General features: G+C 39.6%; 25 protein-coding genes and 1 tRNA gene. 10 read left to right on the top strand and 16 right to left on the bottom strand.

The window, feature by feature from the left end; all coding sequences use genetic code 11:
* The first annotated feature begins 40 nt into the window (after nt 1-40).
* The 5 genes from astA to speD all read left to right on the top strand — a co-directional run bounded on the left by astA (nt 41) and on the right by speD (nt 4,450).
* Nucleotides 41-1,057, top strand: coding sequence for an arginine N-succinyltransferase (gene astA / locus PTUN_RS15615; RefSeq protein WP_040644333.1), 1,017 nt, complete (start codon nt 41-43; stop codon nt 1,055-1,057).
* An 18-nt stretch (nt 1,058-1,075) separates the two neighbouring features.
* Nucleotides 1,076-2,542 carry a succinylglutamate-semialdehyde dehydrogenase gene (astD, locus tag PTUN_RS15610; RefSeq protein ID WP_009840527.1) on the top strand — a complete coding sequence of 489 codons (1,467 nt, stop codon included), beginning with the start codon at nt 1,076-1,078 and terminating at the stop codon, nt 2,540-2,542.
* A 126-nt stretch (nt 2,543-2,668) separates the two neighbouring features.
* Entirely contained in the window at nt 2,669-3,019 is a 351-nt protein-coding gene (locus PTUN_RS15605) for a DUF3802 family protein (protein ID WP_009840526.1), read from the top strand.
* A 108-nt stretch (nt 3,020-3,127) separates the two neighbouring features.
* Nucleotides 3,128-3,532 carry an OsmC family protein gene (locus PTUN_RS15600; RefSeq protein ID WP_009840525.1) on the top strand — a complete coding sequence of 135 codons (405 nt, stop codon included), beginning with the start codon at nt 3,128-3,130 and terminating at the stop codon, nt 3,530-3,532.
* Between the two features lie 105 nt (nt 3,533-3,637).
* Nucleotides 3,638-4,450, top strand: coding sequence for an adenosylmethionine decarboxylase (speD, locus tag PTUN_RS15595; protein WP_009840524.1), 813 nt, complete (start codon nt 3,638-3,640; stop codon nt 4,448-4,450).
* Between the two features lie 46 nt (nt 4,451-4,496).
* On the opposite strand, the gene PTUN_RS15590 is transcribed toward speD, so the two are convergent.
* Nucleotides 4,497-5,396 (bottom strand): phosphoribulokinase, encoded by a 900-nt coding sequence (locus tag PTUN_RS15590; RefSeq protein ID WP_009840523.1) that lies wholly within the window; start codon nt 5,394-5,396, stop codon nt 4,497-4,499.
* A gap of 118 nt (nt 5,397-5,514) precedes the next feature.
* On the opposite strand from PTUN_RS15590, the gene PTUN_RS15585 reads away from it, so the two are divergent.
* Complete coding sequence (locus PTUN_RS15585) at nt 5,515-6,393, top strand: hypothetical protein (protein WP_009840522.1); 879 nt, start codon at nt 5,515-5,517, stop codon at nt 6,391-6,393.
* Between the two features lie 99 nt (nt 6,394-6,492).
* Here the strand turns inward: PTUN_RS15585 and PTUN_RS15580 are convergent, their stop codons facing one another.
* The 8 genes from PTUN_RS15580 to PTUN_RS15545 form a co-directional block, all read right to left on the bottom strand.
* On the bottom strand, nt 6,493-9,072 hold the full coding sequence (locus tag PTUN_RS15580) for a M1 family metallopeptidase (protein ID WP_009840521.1): 2,580 nt from the start codon (nt 9,070-9,072) through the stop codon (nt 6,493-6,495).
* An 89-nt stretch (nt 9,073-9,161) separates the two neighbouring features.
* Nucleotides 9,162-9,836 carry a site-specific integrase gene (locus PTUN_RS15575; protein WP_040644332.1) on the bottom strand — a complete coding sequence of 225 codons (675 nt, stop codon included), beginning with the start codon at nt 9,834-9,836 and terminating at the stop codon, nt 9,162-9,164.
* Between the two features lie 64 nt (nt 9,837-9,900).
* Nucleotides 9,901-11,235, bottom strand: a complete 1,335-nt coding sequence (locus PTUN_RS15570; protein ID WP_009840519.1) for an NAD(P)/FAD-dependent oxidoreductase — start codon at nt 11,233-11,235, stop codon at nt 9,901-9,903.
* Between the two features lie 3 nt (nt 11,236-11,238).
* On the bottom strand, nt 11,239-11,796 hold the full coding sequence (locus tag PTUN_RS15565) for a GNAT family N-acetyltransferase (RefSeq protein WP_009840518.1): 558 nt from the start codon (nt 11,794-11,796) through the stop codon (nt 11,239-11,241).
* A 66-nt stretch (nt 11,797-11,862) separates the two neighbouring features.
* Entirely contained in the window at nt 11,863-12,210 is a 348-nt protein-coding gene (locus PTUN_RS15560; RefSeq protein ID WP_009840517.1) for a DUF2750 domain-containing protein, read from the bottom strand.
* A gap of 379 nt (nt 12,211-12,589) precedes the next feature.
* A complete protein-coding gene (locus PTUN_RS15555; protein ID WP_009840516.1) occupies nt 12,590-12,868 on the bottom strand; it encodes a peptidylprolyl isomerase in 279 nt (92 codons plus the stop codon).
* Between the two features lie 112 nt (nt 12,869-12,980).
* Entirely contained in the window at nt 12,981-13,148 is a 168-nt protein-coding gene (locus PTUN_RS22005; RefSeq protein ID WP_009840515.1) for a hypothetical protein, read from the bottom strand.
* Nucleotides 13,149-13,239: 91 nt separating this feature from the next.
* Nucleotides 13,240-13,767 (bottom strand): glutathione peroxidase, encoded by a 528-nt coding sequence (locus PTUN_RS15545; RefSeq protein WP_009840514.1) that lies wholly within the window; start codon nt 13,765-13,767, stop codon nt 13,240-13,242.
* A 134-nt stretch (nt 13,768-13,901) separates the two neighbouring features.
* Between PTUN_RS15545 and PTUN_RS15540 the strand changes: the two genes are divergently transcribed.
* Nucleotides 13,902-14,456 carry a GNAT family N-acetyltransferase gene (locus PTUN_RS15540; RefSeq protein WP_009840513.1) on the top strand — a complete coding sequence of 185 codons (555 nt, stop codon included), beginning with the start codon at nt 13,902-13,904 and terminating at the stop codon, nt 14,454-14,456.
* A gap of 111 nt (nt 14,457-14,567) precedes the next feature.
* Complete coding sequence (locus PTUN_RS15535; protein ID WP_009840512.1) at nt 14,568-16,688, top strand: methyl-accepting chemotaxis protein; 2,121 nt, start codon at nt 14,568-14,570, stop codon at nt 16,686-16,688.
* Nucleotides 16,689-16,812: 124 nt separating this feature from the next.
* On the opposite strand, the gene PTUN_RS15530 is transcribed toward PTUN_RS15535, so the two are convergent.
* The 7 genes from PTUN_RS15530 to cutA all read right to left on the bottom strand — a co-directional run bounded on the left by PTUN_RS15530 (nt 16,813) and on the right by cutA (nt 23,930).
* Entirely contained in the window at nt 16,813-18,651 is a 1,839-nt protein-coding gene (locus tag PTUN_RS15530; RefSeq protein WP_009840511.1) for a cation:proton antiporter, read from the bottom strand.
* A 332-nt stretch (nt 18,652-18,983) separates the two neighbouring features.
* A tRNA-Ile gene (locus tag PTUN_RS15525) sits at nt 18,984-19,060 on the bottom strand.
* Nucleotides 19,061-19,289: 229 nt separating this feature from the next.
* The gene (gene accC / locus PTUN_RS15520; protein ID WP_009840510.1) at nt 19,290-20,630 is read right to left on the bottom strand and encodes an acetyl-CoA carboxylase biotin carboxylase subunit; all 1,341 of its coding nucleotides are present in this window, start codon (nt 20,628-20,630) and stop codon (nt 19,290-19,292) included.
* A gap of 25 nt (nt 20,631-20,655) precedes the next feature.
* Nucleotides 20,656-21,120, bottom strand: coding sequence for an acetyl-CoA carboxylase biotin carboxyl carrier protein (gene accB / locus PTUN_RS15515; protein WP_009840509.1), 465 nt, complete (start codon nt 21,118-21,120; stop codon nt 20,656-20,658).
* A 26-nt stretch (nt 21,121-21,146) separates the two neighbouring features.
* Nucleotides 21,147-21,602 carry a type II 3-dehydroquinate dehydratase gene (aroQ, locus tag PTUN_RS15510; RefSeq protein WP_009840508.1) on the bottom strand — a complete coding sequence of 152 codons (456 nt, stop codon included), beginning with the start codon at nt 21,600-21,602 and terminating at the stop codon, nt 21,147-21,149.
* A 196-nt stretch (nt 21,603-21,798) separates the two neighbouring features.
* Complete coding sequence (locus tag PTUN_RS15505; protein WP_009840507.1) at nt 21,799-23,613, bottom strand: protein-disulfide reductase DsbD; 1,815 nt, start codon at nt 23,611-23,613, stop codon at nt 21,799-21,801.
* Nucleotides 23,613-23,930, bottom strand: a complete 318-nt coding sequence (gene cutA / locus PTUN_RS15500; protein WP_232285049.1) for a divalent-cation tolerance protein CutA — start codon at nt 23,928-23,930, stop codon at nt 23,613-23,615. Before cutA ends, PTUN_RS15505 begins: the two co-directional genes overlap by 1 nt.
* 162 nt (nt 23,931-24,092) lie before the next feature.
* Between cutA and PTUN_RS15495 the strand changes: the two genes are divergently transcribed.
* Nucleotides 24,093-24,599: an FxsA family protein gene (locus PTUN_RS15495; RefSeq protein ID WP_009840505.1), complete on the top strand. Its 507-nt coding sequence runs from the start codon at nt 24,093-24,095 to the stop codon at nt 24,597-24,599.
* A 110-nt stretch (nt 24,600-24,709) separates the two neighbouring features.
* Entirely contained in the window at nt 24,710-24,997 is a 288-nt protein-coding gene (locus tag PTUN_RS15490) for a co-chaperone GroES (protein WP_009840504.1), read from the top strand.
* Nucleotides 24,998-25,024 lie beyond the last annotated feature (27 nt).

Genomic DNA, 25,024 nt, shown 5'->3' with positions numbered 1-25,024 from the left:
ATTTTATACCGTCACTGAATTTGAGGGAGTAAGCGCGCTTATGATGATCATTCGCCCAATCCGAAAAGATGATTTTCCCGCACTGCTAGAAATAGCAGAAGAATCGGGCCATGGTTTTACTTCTTTACCTGTTAATGAAGAATTATTAACGAAAAAAATAGCCCGTTCAGAAGCCTCATTTGCAAAAAATGTTTCGCAACCTGAAGATGAAGGTTATTTGTTTGTGATTGAAGATACACAAACGAAGGAAGTGGCAGGCACCGCGGCAATTGAAGCCGCCGTTGGATTAGATGATGCTTTTTACCATTACCATTTAAGCAAAGTTATTCATTCATCACGCACTTTACATGTTTATAAAGCGGTTGATATTTTAACCCTTTGTAATGATTACACTGGTGCGACTGAATTATGTACTTTATTTTTACGCGATAAATATCGCAAAGATGGTAACGGAAAATTATTGTCTAAAATGCGCTTTATGTTTATCAAAGCTCATCAGCAACGTTTTGCTGAAACAGTACTTGCAGAAATGCGTGGTATTTCAGATGACAGTGGCCGCAGTCCTTTTTGGCAATGGCTTGAAGAACATTTCTTTTGTATGGACTTTCCAACCGCAGATTACCTAACTGGGATTGGCCAAAAAATCTTTATTGCCGAGTTAATGCCGAAATACCCGATTTACGTCAATTTACTAAGTAAAGAAGCGCAAGCGGTGATTGGTCAAGTACATGACAAAACTCGTCCCGCTATCGAATTATTAAAAAGTGAAGGTTTTACCTTTAACGGTTATGTTGATATTTTTGATGCAGGTCCGACGGTCGAAGCTAAAGTCGGTAACATCCGTACAGTTCGTATTTCTGAAAAGCGTAAAGTAGTGATTGGCCACAATTCTGGTGGTCGTCAAATGATGCTATCAAATGATGGTTTAGTGGAGTTTAGAGCAACGTTAGCCGATTTGCATGTTGTGCTTGATTCAGATGAAATCGTTATCTCACAAGAGATAGCAGATGCTTTATTACTTGTTGCAGGCGATACGTTAAGTATTGCCGCACTTTAAGCTATAGGAGAGTCGTAAATGTCTCATGCAGCTCAATTTATTAATGGTCAATGGCTAGAAGGTCAAGGTGCATTATTTAGCTCACTTGATCCGGCTAAAAATTCAGTTATTTGGCAAGCGAACGCTGCCGATGCCAAGCAGGTTGACTTAGCGGTTAACTCTGCCCGTGAAGCGTATTATGTCTGGGCAGACCTATCATTTGCAGAGCGTCTTGCTGTAGTGAAAAACTTTGCCTTACAATTAGAGGCGAATAAAGAGCAACTAGCCCAAACAATAGGTTTAGAAACAGGTAAACCTTTGTGGGAAACTCGTACCGAAGTGGCTGCGATGATAGGCAAAGTAGCTATTTCTGAAAAAGCGTATTTAGAGCGTACCGGCACAGTCGAAAATCCAATGCCGCAAGGTAAAGCATTTATTCGTCATAAAGCACACGGTGTAGTTGCCATTTTTGGCCCTTATAATTTTCCTGGGCATTTACCTAATGGTCATATTATTCCTGCATTACTAGCTGGAAATGCTGTGGTATTTAAACCATCAGAATTAACGCCTTTAGTCGCTGAGCTGACTCTTAAACTTTGGCAGCAAGCAGGTTTGCCTGCAGGTGTGATTAATTTAGTTCAAGGTGAAGTTGAAACCGGTAAAGCGCTGGCGTCACATCGAGGGATTGATGGCTTGTTTTTTACTGGTTCATCACGCACTGGTCACTTTATTCATCAACAATTTGCTGGTCAGCCGGGGAAAATATTGGCGCTTGAAATGGGGGGAAACAATCCTCTTATCGTTAAAGATGTTGCTGATACTAAAGCTGCAGTTCACGATATTATTCAATCTGCATTTATTTCTAGTGGTCAGCGTTGTACATGTGCTCGTAAGTTATTTTTAAGTGCCGATCAGCAAGGCGATTTAATATTAGCGCAGTTGATTAAAGCAACTCAAGCGATAAAAATTGGTCACTTTGATGATGAAGATCAACCGTTTATGGGATCAATGATTTCTGAAGCGGCTGCATTATCAATGGTTGCGGCACAGCAGCAGTTAGTATCCCTTGGTGGCAAAATACTTGTTGAACTTAAGCATATAGCAGGAACAGGCTTTGTTACTCCTGGTATCATAGATTGTACTGATGTAAAGGATTTCCCTGATGATGAACATTTTGGCCCTTTGCTAAAAGTATTTCGCTTTACCGATTTTGATGCTGCCATTGCGCTTGGCAATGACACCAGTTTTGGTTTGTCGGCTGGTTTATTAAGCGATAATCAAGCTGATTATGAGCATTTTTTACGTCGAATTCGTGCTGGTATCGTTAACTGGAATCGACCAATTACAGGTGCATCGAGTGCGGCACCATTTGGTGGAATTGGTGCTTCAGGTAATCACAGAGCAAGTGCATTTTATGCCGCAGATTACTGTGCTTACCCCGTAGCTTCGGTTGAACTTGAGCAAGTGAGTTTACCAACAAGTTTAAGTCCTGGGCTTGTGCTTTAATTGTAAATTCCAAATGAAAAAAAGCAGCTTTGGCTGCTTTTTTCATTTAAATTGTTTGCTAGTAATTACGAGCTCTTTCTGCTTAAATAACTAGCAAAGCTTAAGCAAATTGAGATAGGAAAATTTATGGTAACTAATACGCAGGGTTATGATGATCTCATCATGTATTTGACTCAGCACTTATCTTTATTTGAAAAACCAGGCCAAGTTGCGCCAGGTGCCCCTACGGTTATTTCATTCATTGAAGACTATATTGCCGAACAAATAATGAATTTTTGCCAGCAACATAAAGGTTTGAATACTGAGCAGCGCAGCCTCATTGTGCGTGAAATTGATGGTATTGTGTATGACTTACAAGAAGTACTCTCGGGCGTGATTAATCAACCAATCACAATAGAACAAAAAGAGTTTATTGATGAGTTTATTTGCCTAGTGAAAAACCTTTTCGATTCTGCTGTTGCGGATGCTAACGTCTAATTAAGGTAACCATAAAAGTGAAATATCGCTTTTTTGTTGCACTCTAAAATCAAATCCATACACTCTGCTGGTAGCCTTTTTTGGCTTAATAATTATCAGGAGAGCGTAATGCAAGCAAATGTAAAATGGGTTGAAGGTGATACGTTTATCGGTCGTTCTGCTTCTGGGCATAATGTTGTTTTTGATGCGGGTCATGACAGTGCTGCACCAAGTCCGATGGAAATGGTTTTAATGTCTGCAGGATGCTGTTCTTCAGTGGATGTGGTGAGTATTTTACAAAAATCAAAACAAAACTTTACCAATGTAGAAGTGCAACTTACAAGCGAAAGAGCAGAATCAGCACCGCGAGTGTTTACAAAAATGAACTTACATTTTGTTGTTACTGGTTATGGTGTTTCAGAGAAACATGTGGCCCGTGCTGTTGAATTATCAGCTGAAAAGTATTGTTCTGTAGCACTGATGTTAGATAAGACGGTAGATGTCACCCACAGTTTTGAAGTGCTAGAAGCATAATAGCCGAAAAAAAACTTTTTACTGGTCGTGTATTCGTATAAAATCCTCAGTCTTTTTAATGCTGCTTCGTGCAGATTACTCAGCCAGAAGTGAGGGTGGTTTATCGTGAACGAACCATTTACCAAACTTAAGCTCCATGGTTTTAATAATTTAACTAAGAGCTTAAGCTTCAGTATTTACGACATTTGTTATGCAAAAACTGAACAACAACGTAAAGAATATATTGAGTACATTGACGAACAATATAATGCGGATCGCCTAACCGATATTTTAGGTGAAGTTGTTGATATTATTGGTGCTAATATTTTGAATGTTGCGCGCCAAGATTATGATCCTCAAGGGGCGAGTGTCACAATTTTAGTCTCTGAGGAGCCTATTATTAATGATGTTGATCAAGACGAAAAGCCTGGTCCTTTACCTGACTCTGTTGTTGCCCACTTAGATAAAAGTCACATTTGTGTGCACACTTATCCTGAGTCGCATCCTCATGATGGGATCTGTACCTTCCGTGCTGATATAGAAGTGTCAACGTGTGGGGTTATTTCGCCTCTTAAAGCGTTAAACTTTTTAATTCATTCTTTAGAATCTGACATTGTGACGATAGATTATCGTGTACGTGGTTTTACTCGTGATGTGCACGGGAAAAAGCATTACATCGATCATGCTATCAATTCGATTCAAAATTTCATGACCGCAGACACCCGTGATGCCTATCAGATGGTGGATGTGAATGTGTATCAAGAAAACTTGTTTCACACCAAAATGATGTTAAAAGAAACGGATTTAAATACTTATTTATTTGGTATTACAACCGATGACCTAACTCAAGCTGAAGAAGATGAAATTCGTGCAAAACTAACGCGTGAAATGCAAGAAATCTTTTATGGTCGGAATTTACCAGACCCAGTTAAAGTTTAAAGAAAAAGCTGCTTTTGCAGCTTTTTTTATCGCTCAATTTTAACCGTTAAATAGGTAAACTACTCGGACTTAGGCTCGCCAATCCTCGTTTTTTATTGATGATATCTTCTATCAGTGGTCGTAATAATAACTCCATTGCTAACCCCATTTTTCCTCCTGGTACCACCATAGTATTGCGGCGAGACATAAAACTGCCATCAATCATTTGTAGGTAATAAGGGAAGTTAACATCTTCAATGCCGCGAAAACGAATGACGACAAAGCTTTCATCTAATGATGGAATATCTTTAGCACTAAATGGATTTGATGTATCAACCGTTGGTACGCGTTGAAAGTTGATATGAGTCCGTGAAAACTGTGGTGTGATGTGATTAATGTAATCATCCATACTACGTACAATCGAGCCCATAACTGCTTCACGAGAGTGCCCTCGTTCAGTGGTATCGCGGATCATTTTTTGGATCCACTCTAAATTGATAATTGGCACCATGCCGATGAGCAAATCAACGTGCTTAGCAACATCGTGATTCTCATCAACAGCGCCGCCATGTAATCCTTCATAAAAGAGAATATCAGTATTTTCTTCAAGAGGTCGCCAAGGGGTAAAGGTCCCAGGGAGTTGATTGTATGGAACTGCCTCGTCAAAGGTGTGCAGATAACGGCGAGTTTTGCCGGTACCCGTTGCGCCATAGGTACTAAAAAGCTCTTCTAGCGCGCCAAAGTCGTTTGCTTCAGAGCCAAAATAACTGATATGACGGCTTTCTTGTTGTGCTTCGCGAATTTTTTTATCCATTTCAGGGCGGGTATAGCGGTGGAAGCTATCTCCTTCAACAAACGCTGCCTCAATATTCAAACTACGAAAAATATGTTTAATCGCATTCGTAGTGGTGGTTGTGCCAGCACCAGAGGAACCTGTAATAGCAATGATCGGATGTTTAGCTGACATAAATGTACCAATAAAGTTAGTCAGACTTTTATAAAGCTATGTGGTCACGAGGTCAAGCTTGTTAAGCATATAATGGCTGTGATACAACAAGTGATGGAATAGTTAATCTGATGAAATCATGAAAAAAATAATAATATGCAGCGCTTTTATTAGTGTATCGGCTTGGGCGGCCGGCCCGATGGGAAGTGATATATTTATCGCTGACTTAAAACAAAATGATGTGCTCAGCGTTGACAATATCACTCAGCGATTAGGTTACGATAACCAGCCTTTACTAACCCCTGAGGGGGTTTATTACACTGCGGGATTTGAAAAAAATCAGCAGTGGCAAACCGATATTATGTTTTATGACTTTGTTACAAAACAAACTAAAAACCTAACCCAAAGTGATGTAAGCGAATATTCACCGACTTTAATGCCTTCGTTATCTGCACTGTCGTTAATTGTTGTTGAAGAGGATGGCGCGCAAAAATTATGGTCTTATTCTTTAGCTGAACCACAAAAACGTATGCGTATTTTTGAGAGTATTGCTCCGGTTGGTTATCACGCGTGGGGTAACAATAATGAATTAGTAATGTTTATTTTGGGTGAGCCACATACTTTACAGTTTGCTCAGTTGGGTAAAGAAACGAGCAAGGTGATAGCGCATGATATTGGCCGAACATTAACTTATAGTGCTTCTATTGAGCGTTATGCTTTTAGTTTGTATGAAAATGGCACGCAGTGGCTTGCACAATTTAACCCATCAAACGGGCAAGTCGATAAATTATTGCAATTACCACTTGAGGTTGATTATTTCGCTTGGCGTGAACAGCAATTAGTTTTTGCAAAACAATCAAAACTTTATACTTGGTCAGCGCCTCAAGCAGCCCCTAAATTATGGCTTGATTTATCGGCTTATTGCCAAACTAAAATCACACGGCTTAATTTTTCAGTAGATGGTAATCAATTTGCTTTTGTTTGTGATGAATTAGCTGTTGAACAATCGCAGATCTGATGCAATAAAGCTTGAATAGGGCTAAGCTATGTATTTAATCAAGGAAAGAGGCCAATAATTTGGCCTCTTTAGTAAATAACCTCCGTGCTAGATAAGAGATTATAGTGTTTTTAAGTAGCTATTTACTGATGCAACCTCTCTAGTACGAAGGTTTATACAGTCAGTGACGCTCTCGTTTAATTTGCTTAATGAGCGGGAAAAACCGGCAACCTCTTCTACTTTTGGCGCAAAAAATGCCGTTGTTTTGTCTAAATCAGCTTGGCTACAACCACCGCCTAAATAGTTTGGCAAGCTTGGCAGAACAAATGGCGGCAGCTTTTTACTCACTAGCGCGTAATTATCCATCACCCATTGCTGAAATAATGCTTTGCGTTCTTTTTTGTATAAGTTGCCACCCATCACATAACGCATATCCGAAGCGGTTACTTTATCACCTAAGGTATAATTAAGCGCCTCAGTTTGAAGTGCAGCTGATTTGAAATAACTTAAGTTAACCAATAAATTAGTTCTTTTTTCAGGATCTTGGGTTGTTTCAAAAGCAGTTTGATATGCTTTTAATAACGCAGCATCACCATTAAAAGCTGCAATTTTTAAATATGTGCCAGCTAAATATGGGTCGACTTGTGTACTGTCGGCAAGGTAGCGTTGCGCTTGTTGTTTTGCTGTTGCGATAATAGCGGGATCTTGAGCTTCAAATGCCAACAAACTCACTAGCTGTGGGCGTAATTTGCTGATAGAAGGATCTTCATTTTTTACTGCAACTAAACCGTATTTAGTAATGGCGCTTTGCGCTTTAGCACTAATATATTTTTGCCACAACGCCTCATTGCTTTCATCGATAAAGACGCCTTTTTGTGACTCAATATAACCAAGCGCCATACCAACAACACGAGGGTGAGCATCATCAATAAATTGGCCTAATGTTTTTAATAAATCGCCACCTGAAAGTAAGCCTGCACTTAATAGAGCGTCAGAGCCTGAAATAAAGGCGCGTTTTTCACGTGGCGTTAGCACTTTTTCAGCATTAGCCAGTAGCGCATTTAGTTGTGGGGTTGGTAATACCCAGCGATAGTAACCCATAGCGTTTTCATCTGGATAAATCCATTCGGGTTCAAAGTCTAACTGCACGGTTTGGCTTGGCTTATTAAGTAAAATTTTAGCTGTTTTTACTTCATCACCACGACCATATTTTATTACAACTGGTACTGTCCATAACTGTGCGGGAGCATCAACACCAGCATTGGCAAAGCGAGTTTGTTTGATGGTGAGCTTTGTTTTGTCTTGCGTGATATTGAGTAATGGGAAAGACGATTGCTCAATAAAAGATTTTAATACGCTGGCCACATCTTGTTTTGAGCTTTTTGCCAATGCAGTCCAAAGATCCGAGGCTTCGGCGTTCTTAAACGCAAATTGTTGCATGTAAGCTTGAATACCTTGCTGGAAGGCATCTTCACCAATCCAGTTTTCCACCATAGATAACACCGCGCTGCCTTTTGAATAAGCAAGCCCAAGGCCATCCATAATATCGGCTTCGGTTTTAATTGGTTTGCGAATTGGTTTAGTTGATAAACGCGCATCTGCATCCATCACATTATTTTGTGGCAAGCTTAAGTTAGATTCAAATTCAGGAAACAGCTGATGAGTGACTTTAGCTGCCATCCAGCTGGCGAACGCTTCATTGAGCCATAAGTCATTCCACCATTTCATGGTCACTAAATTACCGTACCATTGATGCGCAAGCTCATGAGCAATAACTGAAACCGAGCTTTGTTTGGCATTTTGATTCGCATGGGCTTCATCAATAAGCAAAATATCTTCGCGGTAAGTAACTAATCCGGCATTTTCCATGGCCCCAAATGGGAATTCAGGAACTGCTACTGAATCGAGTTTTGAGTAAACATAAGGAATACCAAAATATTGCTCTAATGCATTTAAAATCGCAGGCATATGTTTGGCTGCATAATCACCTAACGCAATTTTACCTTTTGTCGTGACTATGTTGCCTTCAATCGGCATCCCTTTGATGGGTAGTTGCTCAAAGTCACCAACCGCAAAGGCAACTAAATAAGAAGGTAGTGGTTTAGTGGTCGCAAACTGATGAGTTGTTTGGCCATTGTTACTTTCTTGTTTTACAGCTTCGGTATTCGCAAATACTTTTAGATTACTCGGTGAGGTAATATTTAATTGAAATGGAATTTTATATTCTGGTTCATCAAAGACCGGAAAAGCGCGGCGTGCGTCACTCATTTCAAATTGTGTAAACAAATATGGAGTGCCATGGTCGATGGTTTTATATAAACCAACTGATTGCTTGTTAAACGGTGCATCAAAATCAATCGTCAAAGTATAGTTACCAGGATTAATCTCATGAGCACAAATAAGTTGTACTTTACCGGTCTTCAGTGCATTGGCGGTCATGGTACATTGGCCATCACCACTGAGTTTGACTAGCTTTGCGTTGTAGTCCTCGCCATTTAGCTCAATAATTTTTGTTTTTGTCAGTACTTCGAGCGTAATTGTCGTAGAGCCTGAGAACTGTTCTTGTGCTGGGTCTAAAATTAAAGATACGCTTTGAGCGCTTGGTTTTGCGAATTTTTCGATGACATATTCATTGGCTTGTGCGCAGATACTGGCAGAGGCAATTGCCAAAGATAGTGCGCTCAGGGTGAGCTTTTTCATACGTTCCCTTAGAGTATTGTTATTGTTTAGGTTATGAGGTGATTTAAAAAATTACTATGCCAAGGCATGGATACTTTGTCTAGTCACTATCAAGGCTTTAAGCGATTAATAAAGCGCTGCCAAGTTATTTGGCTATTAAGCTGCCTTATACCAAGCACAATGGTGCAAAGAGTAGCTAAATCAAGGCTATCGTTTGCTTTGTATTCGTTAAAGCCAAGTAAATAGTTAAATAATTCTTTTTGTTTAAGTTGGATTGCACTGATTCGGACTTGTTGTTCGAAGTTGATGCGAAATGAGCTGATGGCAACTTTTCGGCCATCATGATCAACGTTAGGGATGCCGCATTTTTGTAAATACCCTTGTCGTTCACCTTCGCCTGAAAACCAAATACGTGCTTTTTCGCTATATCGGCCGCTTTTTGACGGTAAATCATGCAGTAAACGGGCATTGTCATTTAAAGAGTTTAAGTAGTCATTAAAACCGGCTTGTATTAAGCCTGGATGGATGGGGATGAGGCGACTTTGTATTTTACTGTTGGTATGGAAATTAAAAAACCAGCCATGATCAGTTTTAATAATATCTTGAGTCGTTAAACAGCCTATTTCGTCACTGAATGCACCGGTATAATAAGCGAGTAAAGGAAGCCAAAAATGCCAATCTTTGGCTTGCTCTTTAATCACTTTATGATCGGAATAAATATAGCCACTAAACAGAGCATGGAGCTCCATTGCAGTAAAAGGACGCCGACCTAAGTGTGTTTTCAAATTAATATCGCACTAATAAATTGAGAGCGGTATTATTTTAAACTCAAATTGGTGGAATAACCTATTAAAAATATTTATCTTTTAACCAGCCATATTGGTAATAAGCTGCTTGTCCTAAGCGTCTAAATTGGGCGAAGGGAAAAGTAGGCGCAGGAGTTTGGTATAAGGGCAATGCCGGAGCTTGTTCACCCGCAAGTTGTTGTGCAAGTCTAAACCCTGCTTGCGCGCTAAACGCGACGCCTGAACCACAATAACCTATGCTATAGGCACTCCCGTTTTGATTAATAACATGTGGCATATCATCAAGTGCAGCAGCAATCCAACCACTCCAAAAATAATCGACTGTTATTTTACCAAGAATAGGAAAGCAGGTTGCCAAAGCTGCGGTTAAATTAGCTTGATAACGAGGCTTATCTTGGTCTTGCCCACGTACAGCACCTCGACCCCCAAATAAAATGCGATTATCGGGCAATAAACGGTAGTAATACTTAAGTGTACGAGTATCCATGGTGACTTGATGAGTTTTAATTCCCGTCGCTTGTAGTTCTTCTTCTGTTAATGGACGAGTGACTAAAATATTACTTAAAATTGGTAAGTAGCGATTAGCAATGACGGAGTTATTTTGCTTATTGTTATACGCATTGCCAGCACAGACAACTTGTTTGGCGGTAATAGTGGCATGCTCTGTTGCAAGGGTATGGTGATTATTTTGTTGCTGCCAGTGTTTAACAAGTGTTTGTTCAAAGACATCCACACCTGCATTTTTCACCATATCGCTATAACCAAGTACTAATTTAAGTGGATTGATACCAAAACCATCGTCTAGGCGCAGCGCACCATAAGCTTGATGATTAATCATATACTCATTTTTTAATGTATCTGGAGTAAGAAATTGTGCATTACCACCTAAATTGTCACTGATAAATTGACTTTGGCTTTGAAGTGAATACAAGGCTTTGGCGTTGTGCGCAATTTTTAAATAGCCATATTCTTGTTTATCGCAGTCAATTTGGTGTTCTGATATTAAATCTTCAACTCGTTGCACTGCTTGGCTAAACTCGTGGTAAATACCTTGGGTAATTGGCATGCCCCATCTATCCGCCATTTGCCGATAGCTCAAGCGACCTGAGCCTTTAAGGACAAAGCCTGCATTTCGACCGCTTGCGCCAAACCCTATTTGGTTTGCTTCGAGTACGCAGCAATCAATGTTATATAAAGTACTTAAATAATAAGCCGTGGTTAAGCCCGTAAAGCCGCCGCCAATGATTGCGACATCAACTTGACGATTTTGTTTTAACGGTGCACTAGTAGCTGGTGGATAGGCAAGTGTGCTTGCCCAATAACTCTTGGCTAATGGGGCTTTACTACAGTTAGGTGATATTAGAGGGTCGTAGTGCATAGTTTAAAACTCAAGAAACATTTCGACGGCATCACAATGGCATTCATTACCACATAATGTGCATACATAACCTGATTCAGCACCGTCATTAACCCAGCGATCGGGATGTATTTTAACGGTTTTTCCGCCGGCTTTGCTAAAGTAACGAAATGCTGCATTGCCCGGACTTTGCTGCCATACATGGCAAATGCCCCCCTTTGCACCTTGCTGTTTCAGTGCCGCAATGGATGCATTTAGTAATTTACCACCAAGACCATTTTGACGTACTGATGGATGTAAAGTATTTGATTTGAAATAGCAGACATCTTCACTAGGGATGGGCCAAAGATTGCTGCTACACCATTTATCTAGAGGCCAAAGGCCTGCCGCGTAAGTTAAACGAAAGCCAACCACACGATTGTCTAAGAGCGCAACAAAGCTAGCGTTAATCTCATTTTTAATAGAGTAGTGGTAGATTTTTTCAATGCTTGGGGTATCGAGGTAGTTGTCACCATGAACCAAGTTACCCAATGCGATAACTTCTGAAAAATGTTCAGGTTTAAATTCTGTTATTATTATCATGACTGCCTTAGCTGAATGCGAGAGTTAAAAACAAGCTTCAGCTAAGGACGTTAACACTGTTTGCTATTAGCTATCAAGTAACGCTTTTGCCACATCGATTGCGGTTAGCTCAAGGCACGCTTCTTCTTCAGTCCATTGAATGCCAACAAAAGTATTATCTTCGCTTAAGTCTTCAACCCAGTACTCTAGATATTCTTCTTTGCTGATTGAAACTGGTGTGTAGTCAGCCCATTCATCACAACAATGTTTCTTCGCAGTTTCTTTATTGCTCCAAAGCAATAAAACATCAACGTCTTCGAACTGCTCTGAGTCACATACTACATAGCCGCCATCGGGTGCAGTTAAGGCCCATAATAATTCATTTTGGTTTACTTCTTGAGTGAAAATCGCTAGTTGTGAAGTTTGCTCGGTCATGTTCTTGTGCTCAATATTTTAAATTATTGCCAAATATACTTTGGTGTTTGAAAAAGTGCGCTAGTTGATAGTTAGCAAGAGCTAAACATCACACTCATTATAGATCTGAATTAAATTCGTGGATCACAATTTACCTCAAAGGCCCGCTTAATATCATTTTAAATGGCGGTGGTTAATCGCTGTTTTTATGAAATAAACTGCAATATCTGGTCTGATCCAATCAAGCTGGCAATATAAACTGATTGCAGAATAATCAAAAGCTTTAAATGAATAATCTCTGACTCAGATTGTCATTAAGTATTCTCAGTAATATTGATATGATTGATGAAAAGAATGTGCTCATTAGCTAGTGCGGTATCACCAATGAGCAATCTGGGTATTAAGTGCGGCTGGTTACTTCAAGAAGATGATAGCCAAATTGCGTTTGTACTGGTCCTTGCACCGTATTAACAGGTGCGGAAAAAACAACGGTATCAAATTCTGGTACCATCATACCAGGACCAAACTCACCTAATTCGCCGCCAGCTTGTCCTGATGGGCAAGTTGAGTGATCTTTTGCAACTTGTGCAAAATCAGCACCTGATTCAATTTGTTTTTTTAATTCAAGACAATGTTCTTCACTGTCTACTAAAATGTGGCGTGCGCTTGCTAATGTCATGATATTCCTTATTTGTACTCAATATTGGTTGCTTGTTAGTTTAAATCAAAAATTAAAAGATGCTAACTTTTAGCAAACCAATAAAGGGATAATCCTTTCATCCAATCAATAATTAATTAGTTGTAGTTAAAGATTGTAAAAAAACACGTGCTTCGGCCGGATTACTGAAGTTCTTTTCGACGTGCCCAGACTGATCTTCATAAATCACTTTGCATTTGTTAATCGAAACAAAGCTAATTGGATGATGCACTGGTGTTAAATTTGTATTTTGTAATGGCATAATATTCTCCTGAAATTATTTATAAAATAGTGGCCTCTCTTTAAAGTTTTATGACAATGAGCATTAAAGTGACGAATTATTTATAGCGGCTTTAAAGAGATTCTTCAATAGCTTTAATAAAATCAGCATCTTCAGGCGTTGTTTTACTATTAAATTTCAGCACAGTTTTTCTGTCTTTACTGACGATATACTTATAAAAGTTCCATTTTGGTGAGCTAGTTTGCTCTGCTAAATGTTTAAAAATTGGGTCTGCATTTTTGCCACGAACAGATATTGGGGCAAACATATTGAAGGTTACACCATAGTTAATAAAGCATACTTTGGCTGTGTCTTTTTCATCATCTTCTTCTTGAAAGAAATCATCTGATGGAAAACCTAAAACAACTAAACCTTGGTCTTTGTATTTTTTATGGATGGCTTCTAAGCCTTTAAATTGAGGAGTAAACCCGCAGTTACTGGCCGTGTTAATAATTAATAAAGGCTTATCTTTAAACTGACATAAATTAATTGTTTTGTCTGAACGTAACTTTTTCATTTCTACGTTGGTAAAGTCATCGCACTCTGAAGCTAAGGCGTTAGCGCTTAGTACTGTTAATGAAAGTAATAGAGCTTTTAACATGATAGTCCTTATGAGTTATTTCACACGGTTAAGTACGTTTTAGTTTTAACCTAAGATCATTGAGCTTTTAGATAATGTCACGAAAATTACCAAGAGTCTTTACTCAAAAGCCATTTTGTTACTTGTTCGATAATATGCGCGCTGATAAATTAGCACCTTTGTTGTACTTTAAATTTAACCTTGAGGCAAAAATGATCCGTAAAGCGATAGCGACTGACTTAGCTGCAGTAGTTGATATTTATAATGAAACCATAGCAAGTAGAATAGTCACTGCGGATTTAACACCGGTAAGTTATCAAGAGCGGCAGGCTTGGTTCGATGGCCACACTGATCTGCGGCCATTATTTGTCTATCAATCTGGTAGCGAAATTTTAGGTTGGGTTAGTTTTAAAACGTTTTATGGCCGACCTGCCTATCAAGGCACGGTTGAAATAAGTATTTATGTCGCAAGCCATGCCCGTGGGCAAGGGATTGCAAAGCAGCTGTTAGATTATGCTGAGCACTATGCCCAAACTATTGCTGTTAATGTTTTTTTAGCGTTTATTTTTAGTCATAACATACCGAGTATTACATTTTTCTCTCGTTATGGTTTTGCAAATTGGGGTCAATTACCAGAAATCGCTAATATGGACGGCACCTTATGCAGTTTAACCATACTTGGTAAAAAATTAATAAATACAAATAGCTAAACTAAAATATTTTCTCTTAACTATAGAGATAAAGTGCCAGCCGCTTTTAATTGAACTATGCTTTGACTTCGATGAAAAAAATCATTAATCGCAAAGTTTTGGGAGTAGTTGATGAAAGAAGTGGCTCTTGGTAAAAAATTACTGTGGTTAACGACGAGTGTCGTTCTTATTACTGTAGTGGCTTTGTCAGGTGTATTGTGGTGGCAATTAAAGCAAAATAATCAATTGCTTTCTGAGCAGGCACAAAAAATCATTCTTGATGAAATAGAAGTTAAACTCAACGCCAAAGCTGGGCAAGAGTCCGCGCGCATCGCTGGTTTTATTAACGAAGCGTATCGAATACCATTTACTTTGGCGGCAGAGCTTGGTTTAAGTGCAGAAAAAGCCCCGCTAAGCCGAGAAGCTGTGCAGCTACTCGACATGGCGGTAATAACGCAAAACGAAAATATTTCATCGGTTTATTCTCAGTTTGAAGCCAATGGCTATGACAATCTTGATCAGCAATATGTTGCTGGTGCAAGTCATTCTGTAGTGGGCTCTGGTGCGTTAGAAATTTACATAACACGGGATAAAGATGGCCAAGTTCTACAACAACCGGTTGAAAATTCAACAGATAAATATTTAGATAAAGTTAATGAATTTGGTAAGCGTGAAGCTGAGTGGTATTTGTGCGCGCGCGATACTAAAAAACCATGTTTAATGGAGCCTTATTTATACGAGATTTCACCAGGCTACTCTGAAATGATGACCTCACTTACCGTGCCAATTTTAAAAAATGGCCGATTTGTTGGTGTAACTGGGGTTGATTTAAACCTTCCGGTCTTACAAAAAATAGCCAAAGAGTTATCGAGCCAGCTTTATAACGGTAAAGCGCGAGTCACCTTACTAAGTGAGTTAGACCTAATTGCAGGGGCAAGCCATTACGAGCAAAAAATAGGTCGTCCATTTAAGGAGGCGGTTCAGAATGATATTTTTTCGTCTTATCAACAATTAAAGCAAGGTAAAAGCTTAGTTTCTTCGGATATAGATTATTTAGTTTCTGCACCTATAAGCATTCCATTAGCAGAATCACAATGGCGCTTACTGATAGAAGTGCCCAAAGACTTGGCTTTATCTGGTGCGTTGGAGCTGAAAAGTACATTAGCTGATAATGCTCAATCACTCGGTCAAACTATTTTGATGTTAGGTCTGGTTGTGGCGCTTGTCGTTTTAGTTATTATGAGTGCGGTTATTAAAACCATAATAGCACCGCTTAATTTAATCCAAACACGTGTTGATAATCTTGCCAGTGCAGAAGGTGACCTCACGCAAACTATCGTTGTTGAACATCATGCAGAATTAATAGCACTCGCTGGTGGCTTTAATAAATTTTTATTCAAACTAAGAGAGCTTATTTCGCAGCTTAAGGATATTGCTGAGCAAAGTAGGCAGCAATCGATCAATTCTGCAAATTTATCGGAAGAGTCCAATCGTTATTTGAGTGAGCAATTTAGTGAAATAGAAAGCGTTGTCACTGCAATGAATGAAATGAGTGCCACGGCCGAAGAAGTTGCCAATGCTTCTGAATTTGCTGCAGGCCAAACCAATGAAATCACTCAGCATATTTCTGATTGTGAAAAAAGCTTATCGGATGCGGTGAAACAAGTTGAAACCATGTCTCATGAAATATCTGAAGCAAACCAAGCAGTGGCCAAAGTATCGGCCCGTAGCCGAGATATTAATCAAATATTAGAGGTAATAAGAGCAATTGCAGAACAAACCAATTTATTAGCCTTAAACGCTGCAATTGAAGCGGCAAGGGCGGGCGAGCAAGGCCGAGGTTTTGCGGTGGTTGCTGATGAAGTAAGGGCGCTTGCCTCAAAAACCAGAGCCTCAACAGATGATATAAGCCGATTAATTGAATCATTACAGGTTGAAGTGGCTAATGCATCTGGCATTATCGAAAAAGGGGTAGCTAGAGCTTCAGACTCGGTGAAACAAACCAGCTTTGCGTTTAATACCTTACATGCAGTGGTTGAGCAGGTAAAAGCGGTAAGCGACCAGGTAACACAAATAGCGACAGCAGCAGAAGAGCAAAGCGCGGTAACCGAGGAGATTAATCGTAATCTGACTCGCATTTCTGATGCCGCAGGCCATCTTTCTGAGTTATCAGGTCAAGCAGGTGCAGGTAGTGCTGAATTAGCGCAGTTAGTGCATCAGCAAAATACTCAGTTAGATAAACTCAGAACTTAGAACTCAAATTTAAATAGGCAAAAAAAACCTAACTATTTTGTTAGGTTTTTTTATGTTTTGATAAAGGTGTTTATATGTTGCGATTTAATAAAGCCACCTAAGTGTTGTAACAAACCCTAAAGGTTTAGCTCTCAACTGCACCCATATTAGAGTTTGGTTCTTTTAATACCGACATTTTAGGTGGTTGCATGGCGATGATCATATCGCCACTACTCGGTGTTCTGTCTAAGCCGACTGTAAAAGGTGTTAAGTGAATAAACTCTTCATCGGTTAATTTGAAAATAAATAAAGGTACTGCATCTTTATTTACCTCAAGATAGTCTTGCCAAGTAAAGGCATCAGCTAATTTGGTGCTACTAACTTTGCCTCCTTTTGCCACCATGCTACTTAAACGCGCATACGAGGCGCTATCACCAAATAAGATTTGGCGCGAGAGGAAGGTGGCACTGTCTTTATTCGCTTTTGCATGAGCATCGGAAGATTTTAGTGAGTAGACATTTTTTTCGCCTAGCATGTGCGAAAAGTACTGTACACCCAATGCATTATGATGGCGGTTAGGCGACAGCGCCAAGACTGATTTCAAATTCGACATCGGTAAATAGCGTTCTGCATGCTCTGACTGAGGATTGCCGTAATAGCAAGTTAAACCATCCATACGAGCCATTTTACAGTTCTCCCACGCAGGGTCTGATAAATGCACTTCTATTTTTTGATCTTGTAACCCTTTCGCTATTGCGCGAGCTAAATGGTTGGCGCCAATAATAAGTACAGTTGATGGTTTTGGCTGGCGCATTTTAAGCAATTTAGCGATAGGTATAGCCGTTAAGCTTTGTAATACAACTGTGACAATGATCACGGTAAAAATAAGAGGAACAATTTTCTGTGCATCTGCAATACCTGCTTTGGCCATACTTAGTGCAAACACTGAACCGACAGCTGCAGCAACGATCCCACGAGGAGCAATCCACATTAAAATTGCACGAGCGCGCCAAGGTAGTGTTGAATTGTGAGTTGATACTGCGATACATGCTGGGCGTGCGACAAACAAAACAATGAGTAAAAATACCACCACGCTTGGGCCTAAAAGCATTAAATCAGATAGTTTTAACCTTGCAGCCAATAAAATAAACAGGGTAGAGATTAAGATTTGAGATAAATCTTCTTTAAACTCCAAAATTGAATCAAGTTCAAGGTCGTCTTGATTTGCTAAATAAATGCCAAATACAGTCACTGCTAGTAGGCCAGATTCGTGACTGATAAAGTTTGAAACGGTAAAGCTGATGAGTACTAGCGCCAGTACCCCAAACTTATGCAGCTCGTATGGCAGCCACTCTCTTCTGATTAAAAAAGCAGTAAGCCAGCCAGCTAAAATACCAATCGATAAGCCAACACCGACCGTGGTAATTAACGCTATTAAGGTATGACTTAGTACACCTGTTTTTCCGGCAAGCATTACAGCCTCAAAAACCAGTACCGCAAACAGCGCACCGATAGGGTCAATTACAATCCCTTCCCAGCGCAAAATACGGTCAACTTCTTTGGTTGGTCGCATTGCATTTAATAACGGGGCAGTAACAGTTGGGCCTGTAACAACTAAAACAGCGCCAATCACAGCAGCTACTCGCCAGTCTAAGCCAAGCAACCAATAACTACTTAAGCCCAAAATAACACAGGTCACCACCATACCTATGGAGCACAAATTACGCACAACCTTGCCAATGCCCTTTAACTCTCGAAAGTGTAAAGTTAAAGAGCCTTCAAATAAGATGACGGCCACAGACAATGAAATAAGTGGAAATAGTAAATCACCAAACAAGGCGTCGGGGTCAAGTACATTAAATACAGGGCCAAGTAATAAGCCTGTCACGAGTAAAAATAAAATAGCGGGTATTTTTACCGCCCATGCTAGCCATTGGGCTAGTACAGAGCAAAGTGCGATACCGGCAATATAAATAGCTGTCATTAAATCTCTAAAATCCTAGTAAGGTTGCTCTAATTATACGCATATTTGCGAATTAACTGTTTGAAATAAAAATTATATTAACAATATTTAGCGTGAAAATATAAAAGTGAGTAATACCAAGATAGATAGTTTGAAGAGGAACACAATTTTAAGACGTAACTTTTTACGACGCGAGTAAAGATGCAAACTTAAGGTCAATTATCAGCTTCACATCTTGATAAATAGAGCGTACTTTTAAGGGACAAATTTTTGAAGCTCTCATTGAGTGCAAAGTTGCTATAAAAAAGATAATCTTGGTTTTTATGTAACGGTGATTTTAATCGAAGTAAAAATGGTGGCCCCTCCCAGACTCGAACTGGGGACCTAACGATTATGAGTCGTGTGCTCTAACCAACTGAGCTAAGGGGCCATTTATAGATGCGTTAACAAGCGTAACTTGCTAAGCGGGTTGCAGTATAAAAATTTTTACTGCGGTTGTCACTAGCAAAAAGCTTAATTCTTTGAATATGAAGCACAAGTGATTAGTTTCTGTGCAGTTGTGTTTAGTTACAGGGTGTTTACGTTAAAAAGTACTGTGATTTTTGTGGCATAAAAAAGCCAGCATCAGCTGGCTTGAATAGAAACTTAGGAAATAAATATTAAATGCCTAATTTTTTCTCTAAATAGTGGATGTTGGTGCCACCATTTTGGAAGTTTTCATCTGCCATAATGATTTTGTGCAGTGGAATATTGGTTTTAATACCATCAATCACTAATTCACTAAGTGCATTTTTAGCACGAGCAATGGCGATATCACGATTTTCACCGTAAGTGATTAACTTGCCAATCATTGAATCATAATATGGTGGCACAGTGTAATCGGCATAAATGTGTGAATCCCAACGGATCCCTAAACCACCGGCTGGGTGAAAACGTGTGATACGCCCAGGTGATGGAATAAACGATACCGGATCTTCAGCATTGATACGGCACTCAATAGCATGACCACGAATAACAACATCTTCTTGTTTAAATGAGAGCGGTTGGCCGGCGGCAATCTTTAATTGCTCTTTAATCAAGTCGATGCCAGTTACCATTTCAGTCACTGGGTGCTCAACTTGAATACGGGTATTCATTTCGATGAAGTAAAACTCACCATTTTCATACAAGAATTCAAATGTACCAGCGCCACGGTATCCAATTTCGATACAAGCACGAGTACAGCGCTCACCAATGAATTTACGCATTTCAGCGGTAATACCTGGCGCTGGCGCTTCCTCAACTACTTTTTGATGGCGACGTTGCATTGAACAATCACGCTCACCTAAATGAACTGCGTTACCTTGGCCATCAGCCAGTACTTGAACTTCGATATGACGTGGGTTTTCAAGGAATTTCTCCATGTAAACCATGCCATTACCAAAGAACTGTTTCGCTTCTTGCTGAGTAAGTGCAATTGAGTCGATTAATTCAGATTCGCTGCGAACAACACGCATACCACGACCACCACCGCCGCCAGCAGCTTTGATGATTACTGGGAAGCCGATACGTTTAGCGATTTGCTTATTGCGTTCGTTGTCTGCGGTAAGTGGGCCATCTGAACCTGGTACACAAGGCACGCCGGCTTTACGCATCGCTTCAATTGCAGCTACTTTATCACCCATGATACGAATGGTATCACCACGCGGGCCGATAAAAATAAAACCGCTTTTTTCAACTTGATCGGCAAAATCAGCATTTTCAGATAAAAAACCGTATCCTGGGTGAATCGCAACCGCATCGGTTACTTCTGCCGCAGCAATAATACGAGGAATATCTAAATAACTTTCTGATGCGGCTGGCTTTCCGATACAAATGGTCTCATCGGCTAAAAGCACATGTTTTAAATCTCTATCTGCTGTAGAGTGAACCGCTACGGTTTTAATCCCGAGCTCTTTACAGGCACGCAGAATACGAAGTGCTATTTCACCTCGATTTGCGATAACTACTTTATCTAACATAGAGTTGGCCTTCTAACTTGCTCGATTATTCAACGATGAATAGCGGTTGATCAAATTCAATTGGATCTTCGTTTTCAACCAAAATAGCTTTAACTACACCGGCTTTATCTGAAACGATTTGATTCATCATTTTCATCGCTTCAATAATACATAGCGTATCGCCAACATTCACTTTTGAACCCACTTCAACATAAGAAGCTGACTCAGGTGATGGTGAACGATAGAAAGTACCTACCATAGGTGATTTTACTTGATGACCAGTTGCAGCCGCTGGTGCTGCTTCAACAGCTACTGGCGCTGCAGCTGCAACAGGTGCCGCTGCAGGAGCTGGTTGTTGTGCATAATATTGTTGTGGTGCTGCAAACATTTGTGCATTGCTGAAGTTACTACGGTTAATACGTACCGATTCTTCACCTTCAGTAATTTCTAGTTCTGCAATTCCTGATTCTTCTACCAGTTCGATTAATTTTTTTATTTTGCGAATATCCATCGAATACCCCACCTTTGGGTTAGCAATTAGTAATGTGTGTTTTGCAACCGGTTAACCGCAGCATTTAATGCCATGTGATAACCCATTGCTCCGAATCCTACAATCACCCCTTCTGCAATATCCGAAAAATACGAATGATGGCGAAAAGGTTCTCGTTTGTGCACGTTTGATAAATGCACTTCATAAAAAGGGATCTCAACGCTTAGCAACGCATCACGCAGTGCCACACTGGTATGAGTCCAAGCGGCTGGGTTAATAATAATAAAATCCACTTTTTGCCAAGCGTTGTGGATTTTATCGATTAACTCATGCTCAGCATTGCTTTGCAAATGCTCAAGTTCAATCCCTAATGTGTCGGCTTGTGCGTTCAGCGCAGTGACAATATCAGTTAAACTTTGCGAGCCATATGTTTCTGGTTCGCGTTTTCCTAACATATTTAAGTTAGGGCCATTTAGGACTAAAAGTTTAAATTTTGCTGTCATTATACGTGAACATCCCGATAAGTTACTTGTTCATACAGAACGAATCAATTTGATGCTTAAACTTAAGTGCTTGAACATCAAATAGCAACTTTTTTTCACTTTAGCGCACTATTATAGAGAGTTCGAAGGAAATAGCAGCAAAATACTGGTCTAATCAGCGGGGATGAAAAAGCGGCCATCTAGCCGCTTTTTGGGGTTAATTTAGCTCTTGTTGGCTAAGTTGCTGTAAATGTGTACTGAATTCCTTGGCATTTTTAAATCCTGTCACTCGCTGAGCGCTAATTTCTTCACCTTGCTGATTAAAGAACAAAATGCTCGGAAGTCCGAAGATCGTGAATTTTTCCATAAATTCTATTGTCGTTTCGTCCGATTCAGTTAAATCAGCTTGCAGTAATAAGTAGTTTTTAAACTCAGTTTGCACACTTGGCGCAGGAAACGTTTTATGCTCAAATTCTTTACAGGCCACACACCAATCTGCGTAGAGATCAAGCATCACCAGTTTGTTCTCGGCTCGCGCCTGCTCAATTCTACTTTCAAGTTCAGCTAAATTTTTAATCTTGATAAACTGACTTTGACCAATTGAGACAGTTTCTTGAGTAGCAATTTTGTCACTGGCGATCACTTGAGCTGGAAAAATCTGCTGCTTAAGCACTGTTAAACTAAAAAACAATAGAATAAAAGCACTTACCCATAATACTGTTTTTGCTTTAGCTGCTTGTGTTTGAGTATGCCAGTAATATAAATAAGCGGCAGTGGAGATCCCTAATAGCGCAGCTAAGGTAATAATTATTTCAGCATCCAAAATACGCTCTAGTAAAATAAGCGGTACAACCAACATGATAAAACCAAATAAAGTTTTAACTTGATTCATCCACGCGCCTGCTTTTGGTAATAATTTACCACCAGATGTACCTAACAGTAATAAAGGCACACCCATACCTAAACTCAATACATAAAGGGTAATACCACCCACAAAGTAATCGCCGCTTTGTGCAACATAAAGCAGCGCTGCTGAAAGTGGTGCGGTAGTGCAGGGGGATGCAATTAAACCCGATAAAATACCCATTAAAAATACACCTGCGTACTGGCCATTTTTTTGTTTGTTACTGACTTGCGTTAAACGAGTCATCCAAGACTCTGGCAATTTAATATCAAATAAACCAAACATCGACATGGCAAGTACCACAAATAAAAGACTAAATGCGATTAGGATATAGGGATGTTGTAAATAACCTTGTACTTGGCCGCCTAAAGTCGCGACAACCAATCCAAGTGCGGCATAAGTAATCGCCATGCCTTGAACATAAACAAAAGAAAGCATAAACGCTTTTTTAGTTGAGAGTTCGCCAGATTGGCCAGCAATTAAACTTGATAAAATAGGGAACATAGGAAAAACACATGGCGTGAGTGCTAACGTTAAGCCAAGTAAAAAGAAGATAGCAAGGTTAGCAACAAGACCTTGGCCAGCTAAACGCTCAGTGAGGGTTTGATCTCTGTCGTCATTTTTTGAGTTAGTTGAGTCTGTGCTTTCAATTTTTGTTATTGCAGTATTTTGTGTTTCAAAGCCATGCTTATCTTGGTAATTGACTAAAGGAATGCTAATAGTTTCAAATGGATAGCAAAGGCCTGCTTCAGCACATCCTTGAAAGCGAATTTTGTATTCAGCGTTTGCATTTATTTGATCAAATTTAATTATGGTGGTCATTTCATCAAAATAAACTTCAGAATGGCCGTAAGTTTCATCTTCAATCATTACTCCTTGCGGTAAAACGGGTTCGGCCGCTTGGGCATTTTTAGCAACAAACTGAAAACGTTTTTTATAAAGGTAGTATCCTTTGGCGATATCAAAAGAAATGAAAAGTTGCTGACCTTGTTGATCAAAATCGAGTTTAAACGCTTGGTCTACAGCTAAAAAGGTGGGTTGTTCATTTTTAATTAGGTCATCGAGCACATTATTAGCATGTGCAAAAGAAAAACAAAAAAAGCTAAGTAAGAGTAAGATGCGATGCATTAACTGAGTACCTTATTAATCCAGTTAAAATAGTCTTGGTTACCCGCAATAACAGGCACAACCTGAATTTCGGGAACCTCATAACTATGATGTAGTTTTATGAAAGGAATTAACTCATCAATTTTGCTTTGTTCGGTTTTGATGATTAATTTACTTTCGGTGCTTGTTTCAAGCTTTCCTTGCCATAAATAATGAGATTCAATCGTTGGCAAAATATTGACGCATGCCGCAAGTTGCTGTTGTAAAAGTAACATGGCAAGCTCCCTTGCCGCCATTTCATTTTCACAGGTACAAAAAACTAAACAATAATTTGTCACAGTATCTCCTAAGTCAACTGACATGATACGGCTAGGGTTAGTTCCAAGTTTGTTTCCTTATAACGTATTTTTTGTCGAAGATCAGTATTTGACTACTTAAAGTCTTGAAAATAGACCGACGTACCCCCACTTTAATTTCATTCACGAGCAAAGAGAGTCTCCATGTTTAAAGCATTATTTGTGTTATTTATTATTGTTCCGATTATTGAAATCGCGTTGTTAATTCAGGTGAGTGACGTTATAGGTGGATGGAGCACAATTGCACTTGTTATTTTAACCGCCTTTATTGGTGCTAAATTAGTGAAACAGCAAGGTATAAGTGCGTTACAAAATGCCCAGCTGCAAATGGCCCAAGGGCAGATGCCAACCAATGAATTATTAGCCGGCGTGTGTATCATTATTGCCGGTGTATTATTGTTAACCCCAGGTATAATGACGGATATTTTTGGTCTATTACTACTGGTGCCTGCGGTACGCGCCAAATTAGCCAGCCAACTGGGTAAAAATGCCCACATGAAAATGGGATCTCAAAATTCAGGATTTTATTATCAGCAGCATTCACAACAACAGAGTAATGTGTACGAGAGTGAAGAATATACCGAGATCCGTAGCGAACGTATTAGTAAGACAAACTCAACCATTGAAGGTGAGTTTCAGCGTAAAGAATAATTTTTTATCAAATATGCTTGGGATTTGAACATAGCATCCCCATTTATGTAGGCATACTAAACTTAGTCAATTTTTTCTGAAACAACAGAGATAGTTAGGAGAACAACCCAATGAATATTCGTCCTCTACACGACCGTGTGATTGTTAAACGTCTTGAAGAAGAAACAAGATCAGCTGGCGGTATCGTACTTACCGGTTCTGCAGCAGAAAAATCAACACGTGGTACTGTGTTAGCAGTAGGTAACGGCCGAGTGTTAGATAACGGCGAACTACGCGCGTTAGAAGTTAAAGCTGGCGATACCGTATTATTTGGTTCTTATATTGAGAAAGTTGAGAAAATTGAAGGTCAAGAATACTTGATCATGCGTGAAGACAACATCCTAGGGATCGTAGGTTAATCAACCTAAGGCAAACCCTTCATTAAT

The organism is Pseudoalteromonas tunicata (assembly GCF_002310815.1).
GTDB classification, from domain to species: Bacteria; Pseudomonadota; Gammaproteobacteria; order Enterobacterales; family Alteromonadaceae; genus Pseudoalteromonas; species Pseudoalteromonas tunicata.
This window is presented reverse-complemented; position numbering and strand designations above follow the sequence as displayed.